The organism is Hymenobacter arizonensis (assembly GCF_900115775.1).
GTDB lineage: Bacteria > Bacteroidota > Bacteroidia > Cytophagales > Hymenobacteraceae > Hymenobacter > Hymenobacter arizonensis.
In genome coordinates this window covers 279,085-295,990 of record NZ_FOXS01000006.1, presented here as the reverse complement: position 1 = coordinate 295,990, position 16,906 = coordinate 279,085, and the positions used below count along the sequence as shown (strand labels likewise).

The following is a 16,906-nucleotide window of genomic DNA, read 5'->3' as shown; positions in this document are numbered from 1 at the left end:
TTAAATGCCTAAGTTGATTCCAAACGTGAAGCTGCGTTGCACCGGAACCGAACGACCATCCGTTCCAAAGGCAATGTTGGCACCGGTAGCTGCTGCATTGACGTTGGAGTTCACTTCTGGGTCAAGGCCTTTGTATTTGGTGAAAGTATAAAGGTTTTGCGCCAAAGTGTAAACGCGAACATTGTTCAAGCCGAGTCGGGTAACTAGTCCTTGTGGCAAATTGTAGCCTAAGCTAACTTGGCGAAGCCGTAAAAAATCACCCTTTTCCAACCACCGCGTCGAAGCTATGTTGGACTGATTGTCACGAAGCACCTGCTTGGGAACATCAGTGTTCTGACCAGGAGTAGTCCAGCGGTCCTTAATTTCCTCAATGTTATTCTGGAAATTGCTGCTCAGCATGGCTTGGCGGTAACCATTGAAGACATAGTTGCCTCCACTGTACTGCAAGAACACGCCTAATTCCAGTCCTTTAAAAGCAAATGTGTTATCAAATCCGCCAAAAAAGGTTGGATAACCAGTCTTGTCTTGGTATTTGAAGTCTGTAGCGGTCAAAGCAGTGGTAGGTTCACCAGCTGCGTTCAGCCAACGACCAATTGTGAAGCCTCCGGCTGGGGTTGTTACGGCATAAGCAGCGTCGTACTGCTTGATGTTACCATCCTTATCTCTGAATTGAGCATTGCCGTTAGCAGGATTTACGCCAGCCCAATCTGGCAGAAAGTAAACGCCCAAGCTCCTACCTACGCTTGCGCGCTGGTTTCCTTGGTTGATGTCGTTTGGCGTCGATAGTGCCGTCACCCGGTTTTTGATAATTGTACCGTTAAGCGACGATGTCCAAGTGAAACCGTTCTCCAATTGAACGTTGGTGGTATTCAAAGTAAGCTCGATGCCACGGTTGTACATCGAACCAATGTTGCGGCTGATGGAAGCACCAGGAACACCCGTGGAGCGCAAGGTTGGAGCAGCGAGCAACAGGTCGCTAATGTCGTTGTTGAAAAAGTCAAACGTGATGCCTACCCGGTTATTCAAGAGCGATGCATCGAGACCAATATCGAGCTTCTTGGATTTTTCCCAAGCTAACAAAGAGTTGCCAATCTGGTTCGGAGTGAAGCCGTTGAGGTCAGCATAAAGTCCGCCCCCAACGGTGGTACGCGAGGCATAAGAGCCAATGCCATTTGAGTTACCGACCAAGCCGTAGCTGGCACGAATTTTCAAGTCATTCACAACGGCAAGGTTCTTCATAAAACCCTCCTGCGAAATGCGCCAGCCTACTGAACCGCCTGGGAAAATCCCGCGCTGATTGTCTGCCCCAAATACAGAAGAAGCGTCCGAGCGAAGCGAAAACGAGGCGTAGTATTTGTTGTCAAAGTTGTAGTTGAGGCGCCCGAAGTAAGACTGGAAGCCAACATTGAACTGCTGGCCACCTCCAGGTGCTACCGAAGTAAATACGTTGTCTAGGATTGATTGGAACTTGGTATCAGAGAAACCTCCTGCAACGGTATAAGTGCGACGGGTTCTGGTTTCCTGATATTCTACACCACCCGTTAGGCCAACATTATGCTTCTCGGCAAAGGTTCGGTCATAGTTAGCATAGTTCTGCCAGTTAAACTGGGTACGGTCCGTGCTGTATACCTGAACCAAGCCGAGTTGGCCCTGACCAATGGCGTTTCTACCGAGTCCGCCTACCCTTGGGTCGCTGTATTGCTCCTCAAAGTTATTTGTGTAGTCGATACCGTATTTAGAGGTCAATTGGAGTCCTTTGATGGGTTCCACCGTCACATACCCGTTTCCTAAAGTACGCTGGGAAGTGTTGTCGTTTCTGTTCAACTCAAGCGTGCCTGGAATATGAACATATGGATTAGGCGCATAGCTCGAGTTCGGCAAGAGATTATTGCCATTTCCTAAATTGAAAACACTGTTCAAATAGAATGAGCCGTCAGGATTGCGAACTGGTACGTTAGGTGGAGCAGTGTAACCAGACACCGTAGCGCCAGCTAGTGCGTTTTCTCCGTTGATTCCCTGGTTAAGGGTTTTGGCATAGCTAAGGCTGACACCTGCTTTCAGCCACTTTTTGGGAGTCAAATCAAGATTCAAACGTCCTGAACCGCGACGCAGGCGATTGTTCAAGATAATACCTTTCTGGTCGTTCCAGTCGCCTGAGCCATAGTAAGAAGCAAATTCATTGCCTCCCGACAGAGCCGCTTGGTAGTTCTGCTGGGTACCGTTTTGGAATATTTCATTAATCCAATTGGTTTCGTCGTTAACGCCATCACCATTAAGGTCAATGGGCCTAGCGATGTTGATGGGAAAAGTGGTGTTTACCACTCCATTCGAGCTACCGAAGCGGCTATTGTTCGCTTTTTCGTTGTTTATGAGTTCGAAATCAGCAGCGTTTAGCACTTTTGGAGTCTTTACGGCTTGCTGGAAACCGTAAAAAGAATTGATGGAAACCCGGTTTTGACCTGATTTACCACGTTTCGTGGTAATAACAAGTACACCGTTGGAGGCACGTGAACCATAAATAGCTGCAGCCGATGCATCTTTTAGCACATCTATCGACGCGATGTCATTGGGGTTGATGTCGGCCAATGGATTGTAACGAGTACTCAATACGTTGCCCTGCTCAGTCGTATTAAGTGGCACGCCATCAAGAACGATTAGCGGTTGAGAACTATTGCTAATCGAGTTAGCACCGCGAATACGGATAGCAGATTGGTCTCCCAAAGTACCACCCGTGGTGTTGATGCTTACACCAGCCAAACGACCTTGCAAGGCACGGTCTACGCTTACCACAGGCTGAAGCAAGAGCTTCTCCTCTTTCACGCGAGCCACCGAGCCAGTGATGTCTTTAACGTCCTGTGAGCCACCGTAGCCGGTTACTACGACTTCCGTAAGTTGTTTGGTATCAGTAGCCAAAGCTACTTGAAATTCCGATTGAGAGCCGATTACGCGCTCTTGCGTGGTCATTCCAATGGAGCTGAACACGAGGGTACCACCGTTTTCGGGTACGGTTAAGCTGAAAGCACCGCTAGAATTGGTTGAAATGCCATTGGTTGTGCCTTTGAGCAAGATAGTCACGCCAGGCAGTCCTTCACCAGTTGCCTGGTCTGTTACCCGCCCGGAAATGGTCCGCGTTTGCGCCATTGCTCCGTTTAGGAATGTAAACATGAGCACTAAGCTCATGAGTAAGATTCTTTTCATGGACATAAAAGTTAAAAAATTAAAAAGGTGGTGTTGTCTTTGATTACCAAAAATAGGGCGTTCATGTCACATTCTCACAAATTAAATGTCTTTAACACCTTGAAAATTTTCAACCTGACAGAAAACACAGTTGAATTTTAAATTCACTTTATTAGTTGTTGAAATAGAATAGTTATCTTAAATATTATAAAAATCTAAACCATGCATTTCATAGTAGCTAGATGAAGGCCTCTTCAAGCGTTCTATGCAAATAATAGTACTTTAGAGATAATGATTTATCCCAGCAAGCTGTATTGGTAATTGATTTTTGCCAAAAGTAAAATGACCCTTATGATAGAGCTCAATTTTATAAATGAGTTGGGCTGTTGAGTTATGCTAAGGGCATAGTGGCATAGAATGGTAAAGTAGTCGCTCGCTTCATCAAGTTGCCTTGAACTTGGCACAAGTAACCATTCAACCAAATCCAACGTTCATAATTCATTCCTCTATGAGTAGTTTGCTAACTGTACTACTCCCCAAAAAATGAACAGTTTAGGCAGGGTCTATTGATCAAACTGACAGCGGGTTAAAAAGGGGAGCGAAGACTTGAGCAGGTGTTTCCTTCAGCGCTTGGTGGGAACGGTGGTGATTGTAATACGTGAAGTAGGTGTGTAGCTGCTGGTGGAGGTGCTGGCCGTCGTTGGTCGGGTTGAGGTGGACGCACTCCTACTTGACCGAGCGCCACAGGCTCTCCATGAAGGCGTTGTCGGTGGTGTGCCCGCGTCCGTCGCGGCTGATGCGGCACCCGACTTGCAGCAGGGCTTGCTTGGAGGGCTGGCTGGTAAACTGGCCGCCCTGATCAGAGTTGAAGATGAACGGGGTCGGATGCTGCTGCAAGGCTGTGTGCAACGCCGTCAGTCAGAAGCCCGCGTCGAGTGTGTTCGGTAAATCCCAGCTGAGCACGTGGCGCGCGTGCCAGTCGAGCACGGCCACCGGATAAAGAATGCCCTGGGCCATGGGGATGTACGTGATGTTGGTGCTCCACACCTTGTTTGGGGCCGTGGCCGGGCGGTCCCGCAGCAGGTAAGGGTAGGGCGTAACGCCCCGACTAGGAACATTGAGGAGCGGCTTGGGGTAGGCCGGCTCGTGGCCCATCAGGCGTACGAGCCGGCGCACGCGCTTTTCGTTGACGGCGTAGCCGGTTAGGCGGCAGGTCGAGTACCCCCTTGAAATTGTGGCGGGTAAACTCCTCGTTGAGCAAGCGCATCAGGAGCAGATTCTGGGCGCTTTCGCCCTGGGGCTGGTAATAGTAGTTACTGCGCAAAAACCCCAAGGCCTGGCAGCGGGCCTGCACCAGGGCGCGTTACTGGGCTACGTCCTAGTGTTTTCTAGCAGCTAATTCTCCATCTGCAGCTGTCCGATGGCGGCATAAAGTGACTTAACATCCACCTCTGTCGCGACCGCCGCGCCGGGCTGGGCTCGGTAAAGACCCGTGCGGCCTGCGGCGCAGCTACGTCTTCCAACGACTAAGTTGCTCCACCAATAACTGGTAGCACGTGGTTAATTCGGCCAGCGGGTGACGCTCGGTCAGGGCGGCCAAGGCCACCTCTGCCTTAAACTCGGCAGTGCAGCGGCGAAGGTTACGTTTGGGGTTCATGATGTTGACTAAGATAGCCGCCACAAACTGTCCAACTTTATAAGGAGTACTACAAACAGGAGCGAGAATTCATCAAGATGATGATATAAAGTGCATTCGGAGAGGCGGCGTTAACTTTAAAAAATAGAGCTTTTTTGACTAATTAAGTAGTCGGATACCCTAGCATTTTGAAGTTGTATGAGGGCTAAAATGGTCGAACTGAAAGCACATTTGCTCCTCTTAACTGATATGTTGAGCCCTGCCTTTATTATTTTTAACCCAATTGAGGCACCAATTTTTACAACCCTATGCTTCGACTTCGCTTCTATACCATGCTGCTCGCATCACTGCAAAGTGCTCTAAACAAGCTGCGACGGCAATAACAAATTTTGGGTGCCCAATAAATGGTATTTGGAGCTGGCCCGGACGATACTACTTGTCAACAGTATCCCAAATGATTATTCAGGTAGAGCTTCATTAAATAGGATAATATTATAGTTACTTATTTCTACCTAATATAGGATTCTCGCCGTGTGGTACTCGACTTGTTCGCCATGGGAGCTGATTGATGCATGACGTGCTGCCTACTCAATTAAAATAAACAAAAAAACCTGGTCCAAATCGGACCAGGTTTTTTATATAAGAATAGCTAAGCTAGTAAAGCGAGCAGCCTAGCGATTCACAGGGGTTTTATCGAACACACCTGGAATTGGATTTGGTACATTCGGGTTGGCATTCACCTCACTCTGTGGATAGAGCAAGCGCTGTGGTAAGCTGGGGGCAGTTGAGTTCGTTCTTGGCACACCAATCTCATTATTGGTACGGCGCAAGTCATGGAAAGGCTCTAGCTGACCAATCAGGCTCAGATACTTCTCGGTAAGAATTTCTTTCAGCAAAGCTTGCTGCTGAGACTGGCCGGCCACAGTGTTCATCAATCCACCAGTGGCGAAGTCAGCTAGCGTATAGGCCGTATAGCGAGCGCCCGCACCTGCGTACTTAGTTCTATTCACTGCGCGGATGTTGTTGAGCGCAGTCAACGCCCCATTCAGGTCGTTAAGACCACCCTGTGAAGTAGGACGAGCCAACGCCTCGGCCAGAATGGCCTGCGTTTCCACGTAAGTGAGCAATGGAGCGTCAGCATCTGCAGCAAAGGCGCCATCCAAGTAGTTCAGGTCGAACGGATAGTAGTCGCCGTCCTCAGTATAGAAAAAGTCACGACGGGCCGTTTCGAGATTCTTGGCATTTGTGCGAGAATTCAGCAGAGTAAGTGCGTATGAGCCTTGAGCCGAAATATAACCAGGACGGTTAACGTCGATGAAGTCATAGTACGGATTCACGTCACCGCTGATGGCTGTACCTGCATAAGGCATTATCATATCATCTACGCTGCTGGAAATACCCAAGCGCGCTTGTGCAGCTGCCTGAGCATAGTTTTTCACATGCAGGTAGTGACGCGCTTTGAGCGAGTGAGCAGCCGCTGTCCATTTCGCTACCGAGCCTTGGTAAAAAATGTCACGGCTGCGGGTATAAACACCGTTCAAGGGCAGGTTTGTAATAGCTTGGTCAAGCAAGGTTTGGGTAGCGGCGTACACATCGGCCTGGGCGTCAAACTTGCCTGGAGCGTTAGGACGCAGCGCTTCCGAATAAGGTACATCACCCCATAAAGCAGTAATCTGACCCACTATTTGTGCTTCTATTACTTGGGCCACGCCCAATAATGCACGGTTGTTTACGGCTTGCGCTTTTTCCTCTACAATGCGGGCCTGAGCCAACGTGGTAGCGTAAGCAGTACCCCAAGCATTGTCGTAATCGCCAGCAGCAGTATTGTACAGGTTAAGACCGGTGTATTGACGGTCGGCACCAGTAAACATGCCACTCCAAATCCCAGCTTGGCGCGGCATTTCGCCGCTCATAAAAAAGCCCATGCTGAGTTCGGCGGCTGTAAGCTGCTGGTCAGCGGGGGCGTCTTGCGGCGCATTGGGATTGATGTCGGCTCCTTCAATGAGCTTATTACAGCTGCCTAGAGCCAAGCCCATAGCAGCCAACAGCACGAATTGTTTGATATTTTTCATGGTGAGGATTCCCCTAAAGACTAGTAGGTGAACTTAATGGAGAAAATCACCGAGCGAGTGCTCGGGTTATTGAAATAATCGAGGCCGCGGCCATTCGAAACACCAGTCAGGTTAGTCTCGGGGTCAACACCAGTGTAATTCGTCCAGAGGTAAAGGTTCCGGCCGGTCACCGACACGTCAATGGCAGCTAGCTTGGTAGCGTTGCGCAACCAGTCTTGCGTGATGCTGTAGTTCAGAGACACTTCGCGCAAGCGGGTATAGCTAACATTCTCGATAAAAGGCTTTGCTGGGCCGCCAGAGAAACCATTGCCTAAGCCAGCACGGTACCACTGCTCATCGAGTGCCACGTTGTTGCCACCAAAGTTGCCAACAGTGCCACGGAAGGTATAATTCCCATTAACCAATGGGTAGGCTGAGGCAACTGTGGTGCCATTGTAGCGAAGCAAGTTTGCAGCAACATCGGCCGATACTGTTGTTTCCTGCTCCAGTTCATCTGAGGTACCAAAGAAGTAGAGGGCACCTTTGGTGCCGTTCCAGACGTCGAAGCTGTTAACGTGGTCAACCAAGACGTTTAGCGAGAGACCTTTGAAGCTGAACGTGTTGTTCAGGCCACCGCGCCACTTTGGGTTCGGGTCGCCAATCACACGTTCGGTACCACCGTCGGCCAAGACTGGGAAGCCATTGGCGTCCAGAATATACCCGCCCGATTCGTTGCGGCCGAACTCGGTGCCCCATAGGGCGCCCAACTGCTGGCCCTGCACTGCACGCGACGACGTGCCCGTGAAGCCAGTAAGGAAGATTGATTCGGCACCAGCCAATTCGAGTACTTTGTTGCGGTTCAGCGAGAAGTTGGTTGCAACGTTCCAGGTGAAACCACCAGTTTTGATGACGTCGCCGTCCAAGCTCAACTCAAAGCCGCGGTTCTGAATAGAAGCCACGTTGCCGTTAGTGCTCTGGAAGCCCGTGGAAGCGGCTACTGGCACGGACAGAATGGCATCGACTGTTTTGTTAGCATAGCCAGTTACCGTCAAGCCAACCCGGTCGCTGAAGAAGCGGAGGTCCAACCCACCTTCAATTTCAGTTTTGCGCTCAGGCTTAAGTGTGGCATTGCCTTGGGTAGTGGAGCGTACGAAACCGCCGCCATAGTTGGCAGCGTCAATGGCAGTGCCCCAACCATCACCAATAATGGCGCTGCTGGCGCCGGTGTAGTATGTGCGGGTCAGGTAAGGCGTGGGCTGGACACCCACTGTGCCGAACGAAGCCCGTGCTTTACCAAAGCTCAGAATGCGATTCTCTGCCAAAGCACCGAGCTTGGTGAACTGCCACGCGGCCGAGGCAGCAGGGTAGATGAAGGTGCTGTTTGCCTCGTTACCAAAAGTCGAAGCTTGTTCGCCCCGAACCGTGCCGCTGAGGAACAACTGGTTGAAGAGACCTAGGTCTACTTGGCCGTAAAGAGCGGCCGTGCGCTGCTCTACCACCAAGTTGAAGGGCGAGCGGCTGGAAGCAGGCGTGTTGCTGAGCTGAGGCGGAGAGAAGGGATTGATAAACTGTGTAGCGGTAGCGCCTACCTGAGAACTGCGACGGCCATTAAGGTTATAGCCAATGAGACCTGTTATGGTTATGTTTTCGCTCAAGCTGCGGTTAGCTCGCAAAATCAGGTCATTGTTTACTTGGGTTTCTTGGATAACTTCCTCCGTAAGCGACCCTTGAATTGCAGCAGCAGCGCCCACAGGGAAATAAGCCCGACGATTGTCAGCGTAGGTGTCAACCCCAGTGCGGTTTAGTATGTTCAGCCATGGAGTAATGTCGTAAGTCAGTTCCAGCGCACCCAGAAAACGGTTCACACGGCTGGTGTTTTGCACGCGGTCCAGGGTCCAGAGAGGGTTGTCGTATACCGTGCGGGTGATACCGTCGGCCGAAACAGCTCCAATTTTATTACGGTAGCCCACCTGACGGTCAAGGAAGACGTTCCCATTGCGGTCGGTGTAATCACCCACAAAGCGGCTGTTGTCGAAGTCCGGGGATGTACGCAAACCGCCGAGGTAAATGCCACTGGTGTTGGAGCCCTGTTGAGCACGGTTCGAACGGGTGCGGATATAGGATGTGTTGACCGATGCGCGGAGTTTGTCGCTGAGTTGGCGGTCAACGTTTACACGAGCCGTAGTGCGGTCATAATCGGAGTTAAAGCGAGCAATGCCTCTCTGGTAGGTGTTGCCCAAGCTCACGTAGAAGTTGCCACGGTCATCGCCACCACTAAGAGTAGCAATATTATCCCAGGTAGACCCAGTAGTAAAAGGAGTACGGGCTTGGTCATATGTGTCGCGGCTGTTTTTGCCACCGTGAGGGTTAGCAGCTGTACCATTCGCTAAGGCATACCGACGTGTACCGTCAGCAAATGTTATGAAACCGTTGTAGCCAGGAGCCGATGGGTCAGTGATTTCGGTGTCAGGGCCACCGGTACGGTCGGCAATTTTATCGCCCCAGGAGTTACCCGTGGTTGTGTTGAAAAGGCCGTTAATGCCTTGGCCGAAGGAGCGCTGCAAGCCTGGTACCCGGTTAATCTGGTCGATGCCGTAGCTGGTGCGGTAGCTCAAGTTAAGTCTACCAGCGCTATTGTTACGGCCTTTCTTAGTAGTAATTACAATCACGCCGTTGGCAGCACGCGTACCCCACACAGCACTAGCAGCAGCCCCTTTAAGGACCTCCATGCTCGCAATATCGTCGGGGTTAATGTCACCCAAGCGCGACTGCTGTACTACCCCAGCAACTTGGTTGGAGCCGGCACCACCGTTGCTCACCAAGATGCCTTCATCTCCTACCGATGAGTTGAAGACAGGAATACCGTCCACTACAATCAGCGGCTGTAGGTTGCCGGTGATGGTGCTGGCGCCCCGGATTTGAATGTTAGCGCTAGCACCTGGGTCACCCGAAGTACGAGTGATAAGCACGCCTGGCGTTTTGCCTGACAAGGCCGTGATAACGTTGGTTTCACCTGAACGCACCAGTGCCTGCCCTTGTACCGTGGCTTGAGCCGTGCCCAACTCATCTCGGTTGGCCGTAAGACCTAGTGCCGTTACCACTACTTCGCTCAATTGCTTAGCATCCGTAGCCAAAGTAATGTCAATGGTGTTAGAACTGCCTATTTGCTGCTCTTGTGTAGCGTAGCCAACAAAGCTGAACACCAGAGTAGTAGCGCCGCTGGGGACGGACAAAGAGAAACCGCCATCAGCATTTGTGCTGGTGCCAACAGTAGTGCCTTTGGCCAGCACCGTAACCCCCGGCAATCCTTGGTTTGTGGACCTATCGGTCACCTTACCCGAGATGGTACGGTCTTGCGCTTGTGCCTGCTGCAACAGGGCCACAAAAAGCGCAAAAACCATAAATAATGATTTTTTCATAGGTAAAAAGTTTGGTGAGTGTGGGGAAAAGGGTGAGGAATTAAAAACTGATTATCATCAGCAAGTATAGCATAAAAATGTCTTGTAGCTTGCAACTTACCATTTCAAAGCATGTTGTGATTGCATACTGAGTAAGATAAAACTATTGCTATTCATTTGTAGCTTAGCTATATTGTTGTAATGTTTCATACTAGCGCTGGGACGTAGTTAGAAATTAAAATTGGGTTCAATATTCCACACTTGGATTCATTGACCATCCCTATAATAATCTACGAAAATTTATTGTATTACTTAGTTGCGAGCATATTTGATAAGTCATCGTTAGGTAGTTTAGATGAACCTCGTTCGTTTATTGCAATCCAGCAATTGCACTTACATGATTTTTCTGTCAGTTTAGTTTTGAAAGGGACACCGCAATAGATTCTCATACCAGGACTATACAGTCAGTCCGTTACAGCATGTAGTGTTCAGCATCACAAGGTATAATACAAAAAAGGGCTGCTATTAATAGCAGCCCTTTTCCAATTAAGGTTAAGATATAGTTCTAGAACTTATCCCAGAATATTTTAGTAGTTACAACATCACCGCCAATAGCAGAACCTGCTGATTTCGCATTGGCACCGTTTTGATTGAGCTCTGGCGTTGGGTAAGTGAAACGCTTAGGAATATCACTCAGAGCGTTGGCTGGTTTTACTAAGCTTGGTGAATCCAAACGACGCCACTCCGTCCAAGCTACTACGGGCTGGTCGTACAGAGCAATCCACTTTTGCACGCCAATTTTCTGCTTGTAAGTGCCGGTAGCAGTTGCGTACGCAACAGTAGGGCGGGCCAAGTAAGTAGCAGCAGCGGCTTGGGTGCCGCCAGCATGCAGAATCGAAGCCGTTACAGCAGCATTGTAGTGGGAAGCAGCAGTGCCACCCACAGCGAAACCGCGCTCTACCGATTCGGCCAACAGGAACTCTACTTCAGAGTAAGAGAGCAGCACACCGGGCAGGGTGGGGTCTTCCAACGCTGCGCCGGGAGCAGAGAAATCATCATAGTCGTTCAGGGCACCGTAAACGCCACCGATAAATCGGCCTGGAGCGGCTTCCTTGAAGTAATACGAGCGGCGGGGGTCTTGCAGGGTGTTCAGAACATCAATGAACGGGCTGGCGCCAACGAAGTCTTGACGGCCGCTGTTCACCAAGTCCTCATACAGGGGGTTGGTGTTCGGAACCGACGAAAGGAAAGCGAATTCAGCGTTATCTGCATTCGATGTGAACACCCCAGGAGCCGCCTGAACGGCCGCAGTTCTTGCCTTTGCAACATCGTCGTCGGCAATGGTTAGGGCCATGCGTAGCTTCAGCGAGTTGCCAAACTTTCTCCACTTAGCGATGTCGCCTCTGTAAATTACATCTGCCGAGCCCAAGCCGGCAGCTGTTGGGTCGAGGGAAGCTAAAGCGGCATCCAGACGGGTGAAAAGCGAAGCATAAATGGTCTTAGCATCATCATAAGCAGGCTGTGGCTTGGTGAAATCAAGCGCCTCCGTGTACGGGACGTTGCCGTAGGTGTCAACGAGGGTCTTCCAGGTATAAACGGAGAGAATCTCAACACAAGCCAATTGATTAGCTTTAACCTTATCAGCAGTTGCTTCGCTGGTAATTACCCTTCTGGCTTCGTTCAAGTTGCCCAATGAGTTTAGATATAGAGCGTTCCAGAAGGCATTGTTTATCTGCCGGGTCTGAATGTCGTAATTCGTCTCATCCGTATAAGTCGTTTCAGTCCAGTATTGGACATAAAAGCGGAACGGGTTCAGGTTTACGTTGGTGCTGGTGACGGTGCGAGCAATGGCGCGCTCAGCAGTGGTTACCAACGTGACGCCCGGCACAACAGTTGCCCTTTTGGCATCAACATTATATTCCTCTAAACTATCAACGCAACTCGTGGTAAACACGAGCATTAGGCTTGATAGCAAATAAAAGGCTCTTTTCATAATATGAATGGAGAGGAGATACGATTAAAAATTGAAACGAATGTTCGCGCCAAGGGTGCGGGTGGTTGGGTAAGAACCGGACTGATAGCCCTGGCCCAGGTTGCCCGAACTCAGGCCTTCTTCAGGGTCAGCATCGGGAAGGTTCTTATGGATAATCCACAAGTTCCGTCCGATGATGGAAAGGTCAATGCCTTTCACAAACCCGATGCGGGAAGTAAATGCCGTTGGCAACGAGTAGCTAAGGTTTACTTCACGCAGTTTCACGAAGCTAGCGTCGTACACAAAACCAGCATTGGGGTTGCCACCGTAGCCATAAGGAGCAATTTCACCGTTGTTTTCGATGCGCACGGTGTTGGGGGAGCCGTCAGCAGCTACGCCGGGCAGAATGATACCACCACCCTGTGCAATAGGTAGACGCGACTGGTTGCCCAAATCGTTCAAAGTAGCCGTTTCGGGCTGCAGGCCAGAAGACAGGCCATAGTAGCGGTCGAGCGAGAAGACGCTACCGCCTTTGCGCACGTCAACCAAGAACGTCAAAGACACATTCTTGTAGGAAACCGAATTGGTGATGCCACCGCGCCAGTTGGGGTTGGGGTCGCCGATGATGGCGTTGCCGTCGGTAGTAGCATAGATGCCGGTTTCCTGGTCTACCACGCGCTGACCGTTCAGGTAGATGTAGTCGCTGCCACGGAGGGCGCCAAAAGCTTGGCCCACGGTAGCGTTCGACGAAATACCACCCTGGTAGCTTGCCAGACGAATGGTTTCTACATCATCAAACAGCGACAGCACCACGTTGCGGTTGCGGGTCCAGTTGGCATTTACACGCCAGTTGAAGTTCTCGCTCTTCACAGGCACCACGAAGGCCGCAATTTCGACGCCGCGGTTGCGAACCTCACCAGAGTTAACGTAGCGCTGAGCAAAGCCCGTTGCCGACGAGATGTTAACTGGGATAATCTGGTCTATTGTATTCTGCTGATATATCGTGAAATCAAAACCGACGCGGCTATCCAGGAAAGCGGCTTCGACACCGGCTTCCGCGCTGCGGGTTTTTTCTGGCTTCAACTCAGGGTTGTTCTTAATCGTATTCAGGGCAAAAAGTGGCACGGAACCGAAAGCGGTCGGCTTGCTGTAGGTGTCAAGAACGCTGAGCGGTGCAGCACCTGCACCTACTTGGGCGTAGTTCACACGTACTTTGCCATAGGAGAGCCAGGGCGTTGTTTCCTTCAGGTCTTCGGAGAAAACGTAGCCCAGTGCTGCCGACGGGTAAACGTACGAGTTGTTGGCGGTGGGCAAGGTCGTGGATTTGTCCCGACGAACGGTCAGGTCCAAGTATACCCGGTCGCGGAAACCGAAGGTGGTGCTGGCGAAAATACCATCACGACCAATTCTGCTGAGTCTTTCAGTAGGAGGAGTGAGTGGGTCAACCGTGTTGCTAAGCGAGTACAAGCCCGGTACTACCAAGCCACCGTTGGTATTAGCAAAGATGCTTTCGCTGCGAATCCGGTTGATGTTGGTACCAATCAAACCTGCGAACGAGAAAGCATCACTCAACTGAAACTTGAAGTTACCAATCAGGTCGTAGTTGGCTTCGCGATACGTGTTGTTGTAGCGCGAGTAGTAAGGCAAGTAGCTGGCCGTGGTGCTGCCTACAGCAGAACGCTCTTCCTGCTGCTCGTCGTAGGTGTCAAGCGTAGCCCGGCCGAGGATGTTGAACCACTCACTGACTTTGTAGGTAGCAGAAACGTTGCCGAACGTACGGAAACGCGAGTCGTTTTCGTAGTTAGCAAAGCGCGTGAAATAAGGATTGTTCCAGTAGATAGCCGAAAGGTTGTTGGTTACTGGGTTGGTAAAGTTCCAAGTAGCGTTAGTGCGATTCCGGTGGAAGGCTGCTTCCTGCTCTTTAATGTCTACGTTGGTTGGCCACCACTGGCGAAAGCCTGACACCAAGTTCTCGGAGCTGTAGCCTGTTCCATAACGGCCCAGGCCATTGATGCGCGACACGTTTACCGAAGCGCTAGTCGTCAGTTTTGGAGTCAGATTTAAGGAACCAGCAAAGTTGACTACGTCCTTAGTTATCTTGCTGTTAGGCAGTACACCGCGCTGAATATCATTGATGTAACCAAGCTTGAAAGTAGCGGTTTCATTGCCACCATCAACCGAAAAACTGTTCAGGGTTGAAACGGCAGTTTCAAAAAAGGTGCTTGGGTCATTGGCAGCAGCAACCCATGGGCGGGCTTGGCCAAACGTAGGCGAGCCCGGGGTAAAGGCATCCCATTGTTTGATTTGCAAATTGGGGTCGAAGCGTGGACCATAGGACGCATCATCACCAGTGCGCACTACACGCGAGCCATCAGAAGCGGTTCTGAACGCTTGAAGGTATCCGCCACCGTATTCTTTTTGATACTTTATAAACGTGCTCTTATCAATACGGCCTGCAGTTACACCCGTGTTAATCGTCACGTTCAGTCCTCTGCGGCCTTTCTTGGTGGTTATTAGAATGACACCATTTGAAGCTCGCTCGCCATATAGCGCGGTTGCGGCTGCACCTTTCAGGACTGTAGTAGAAGCAATGTCGTCGGGGTTGAGGTCAGCGGCAGCGTTACCGAAGTCGTAGCCCGATTGACCTTGCTGCTGGCCAGCTGAGTTAGTGTTTTGGTTACTGATGGGCACACCATCAATTACAAACAGCGCTTGGTTATTGCCAAACAGTGACTTTGTGCCACGAATAAGTACGTTGCTCGAACCACCTAGGGTATTGCTCTGGGTAATTGCCAGACCCGCTACTTTGCCCGACAAACCATTGATTGGGTTTGGGTTACGTGCCACAGTAATGTCGCTTCCATCAACCTGAGTGGCCGAATAAGCCAGAGAATTGCGATTCCGCTCTACTCCCAAGGCGGTTACAACTACCTCATTCAACTGTTTGGTATCAGTAACAAGAGTAACGTTGATTGTATTGGAGGCACCAATAGCTTGTTCCTGCGAAGCATAGCCGACAAAGCTAAAAATCAGAGTCGTTGCAGTGCTAGGTACGCTCAGCGAAAAAGAACCATCGGCATCAGTGCCAGTGCCTACCGTTGTACCTTTAGCTAGCACCGTAGCTCCCGGAATGCCTTGGTTAGTAGACCTATCGGTCACTTTGCCTGAAATGGTTCGGTCTTGCGCTTGGGCCTGCTGCAACAGGGCCATTATAAGCGCAAAAACCAAAAATATTGATTTTTTCATGCTCTAAAAGGTTGGTGAGTGTGGATGGATTATTGGAAAAAGTGGGAGATTAAAAAATGATTAATAGTGGCAAGTATAGCATAAAAATGCCTTCTGAACTTAAGACTTGATAATTTTAAACGTCTTTTTGCTCTCTATACAGGGCAAAAAGCCCCGCGTTAATTGACGCGGGGCTTTTTGTTTTGTGTCCAACCGAACTCAACTCTGCATCAAAAACCCTTTGATGTACTCATCCAAATCGCCATCCAGCACGTTCTGCACATCGGTGCGCTCGATGCCCGTGCGCAGGTCCTTGATGAGCTTGTAGGGGTGGAGCACATAGTTGCGAATCTGGGAGCCGAAGTCGATTCGCTTTTTAGTTGCTTCCACTTTGTCGCGCTCGGCGTGGCGCTTGTCCATCTCTATCTGGTAGAGGCGCGACTTGAGCATGCGCAGGGCGTGCTCTTTGTTCATGAGCTGGCTGCGCTCAATCTGCACCGCGATGATGATGCCGGAAGGAGCATGGGTGAGCCGCACGGCGGTTTCTACCTTGTTCACGTTCTGGCCACCGGCGCCGCCGGCCCGGAACGTGTCCCAGGAGATATCGGCCGGATTGATTTCGATGTTGATGGTGTCATCGATTACCGGGTAGGCAAACACGGATGCGAACGAGGTGTGGCGCCGGCCGCTGCTGTCGAATGGCGACATCCGCACTAGGCGGTGCACACCAATCTCACTTTTTAGGTAGCCGTAGGCAAAGTCGCCGTCGATTTCCAGCGACGCGGACTTGATGCCGGCCCCTTCGCCGGGCTGGTAGCTTATTTGGCGCACGCCAAACCCGTGACTCTCGGCCCACATGATGTACATGCGCATGAGCATCTCGGCCCAGTCTTGGCTTTCGGTGCCGCCAGCGCCGGGGTTGATGTCGATGATGGCCGACAGTTGGTCTTCCTCATCGGAAAGCATGCGCTTGAATTCCAAGTCTTCTACTTTCTTCAGAGTGGCCTCGTAGTCGGCCTGCATCTCGTCTTCGGGCACCTCGCCCTCCTTATGGAAGTCGAACAATACTTCGGTGTCGGCCAGGGCCTGTTGCACGGCCTCGAAGTCGTCGGTCCAGGTTTTGATGGCTTTTACTTCGCGGAGCGTGGCTTCGGCGGCTTTGGAGTCGTCCCAGAAGCCAGGAGCGGTGGTTTGCGCCTCAGCGGCGGCTATTTGGGCTTTGCGGGTATCGTAGTCAAAGATACCTCCTCAGGGCCTCAACGCGGCCCTTCAAGTCCTTAATCTGGTCTTGGGTCATGGGTGGGGGAAATAATAAGAGAGCAGCCAACACGGCTCAGACAGGGTTGAGCCATGCCCAAATCGCAGTTAGCTGAGCACGAAAGTACCCAATTCTGACCTGGGAGCAGCCTGCGCTTTGACTTACCCGTGCTCAGTTACTCTAAATGTG

At 50.9% G+C, this 16,906-nt stretch carries 10 protein-coding genes; 1 reads left to right on the top strand and 9 read right to left on the bottom strand.

The features are described 5' to 3' along the window. From BMZ66_RS19790 to BMZ66_RS19785, 3 genes are all read right to left on the bottom strand, one after another. The gene (locus BMZ66_RS19790; protein ID WP_177204823.1) at positions 1-3,198 is read right to left on the bottom strand and encodes a SusC/RagA family TonB-linked outer membrane protein; all 3,198 of its coding nucleotides are present in this window, start codon (positions 3,196-3,198) and stop codon (positions 1-3) included. Positions 3,199-3,903: 705 nt separating this feature from the next. Further along, entirely contained in the window at positions 3,904-4,074 is a 171-nt protein-coding gene (locus BMZ66_RS25235; protein ID WP_177204822.1) for a hypothetical protein, read from the bottom strand. Between the two features lie 21 nt (positions 4,075-4,095). Further along, complete coding sequence (locus BMZ66_RS19785; protein WP_092677558.1) at positions 4,096-4,353, bottom strand: hypothetical protein; 258 nt, start codon at positions 4,351-4,353, stop codon at positions 4,096-4,098. Between the two features lie 58 nt (positions 4,354-4,411). On the opposite strand from BMZ66_RS19785, the gene BMZ66_RS25605 reads away from it, so the two are divergent. Beyond that, positions 4,412-4,576, top strand: a complete 165-nt coding sequence (locus tag BMZ66_RS25605) for a hypothetical protein (RefSeq protein ID WP_177204821.1) — start codon at positions 4,412-4,414, stop codon at positions 4,574-4,576. A 111-nt stretch (positions 4,577-4,687) separates the two neighbouring features. On the opposite strand, the gene BMZ66_RS25600 is transcribed toward BMZ66_RS25605, so the two are convergent. The 6 genes from BMZ66_RS25600 to prfB all read right to left on the bottom strand — a co-directional run bounded on the left by BMZ66_RS25600 (position 4,688) and on the right by prfB (position 16,756). Further along, entirely contained in the window at positions 4,688-4,834 is a 147-nt protein-coding gene (locus BMZ66_RS25600; RefSeq protein WP_177204820.1) for a hypothetical protein, read from the bottom strand. A 650-nt stretch (positions 4,835-5,484) separates the two neighbouring features. After that, positions 5,485-6,885, bottom strand: coding sequence for a SusD/RagB family nutrient-binding outer membrane lipoprotein (locus BMZ66_RS19780; protein ID WP_092677556.1), 1,401 nt, complete (start codon positions 6,883-6,885; stop codon positions 5,485-5,487). A 20-nt stretch (positions 6,886-6,905) separates the two neighbouring features. Continuing rightward, positions 6,906-10,283: a SusC/RagA family TonB-linked outer membrane protein gene (locus BMZ66_RS19775; RefSeq protein ID WP_092677554.1), complete on the bottom strand. Its 3,378-nt coding sequence runs from the start codon at positions 10,281-10,283 to the stop codon at positions 6,906-6,908. Positions 10,284-10,827: 544 nt separating this feature from the next. Further along, positions 10,828-12,255, bottom strand: a complete 1,428-nt coding sequence (locus BMZ66_RS19770; protein WP_092677552.1) for a SusD/RagB family nutrient-binding outer membrane lipoprotein — start codon at positions 12,253-12,255, stop codon at positions 10,828-10,830. A 24-nt stretch (positions 12,256-12,279) separates the two neighbouring features. Further along, positions 12,280-15,480, bottom strand: coding sequence for a SusC/RagA family TonB-linked outer membrane protein (locus BMZ66_RS19765; protein WP_092677550.1), 3,201 nt, complete (start codon positions 15,478-15,480; stop codon positions 12,280-12,282). Between the two features lie 198 nt (positions 15,481-15,678). Next, a protein-coding gene (gene prfB / locus BMZ66_RS19760; RefSeq protein ID WP_143080300.1) for a peptide chain release factor 2 occupies positions 15,679-16,756 on the bottom strand; the annotation gives its coding sequence in 2 pieces (ribosomal slippage) (positions 15,679-16,695 and positions 16,697-16,756; 1,077 coding nt in all). Between the last annotated feature and the right edge of the window lie 150 nt (positions 16,757-16,906).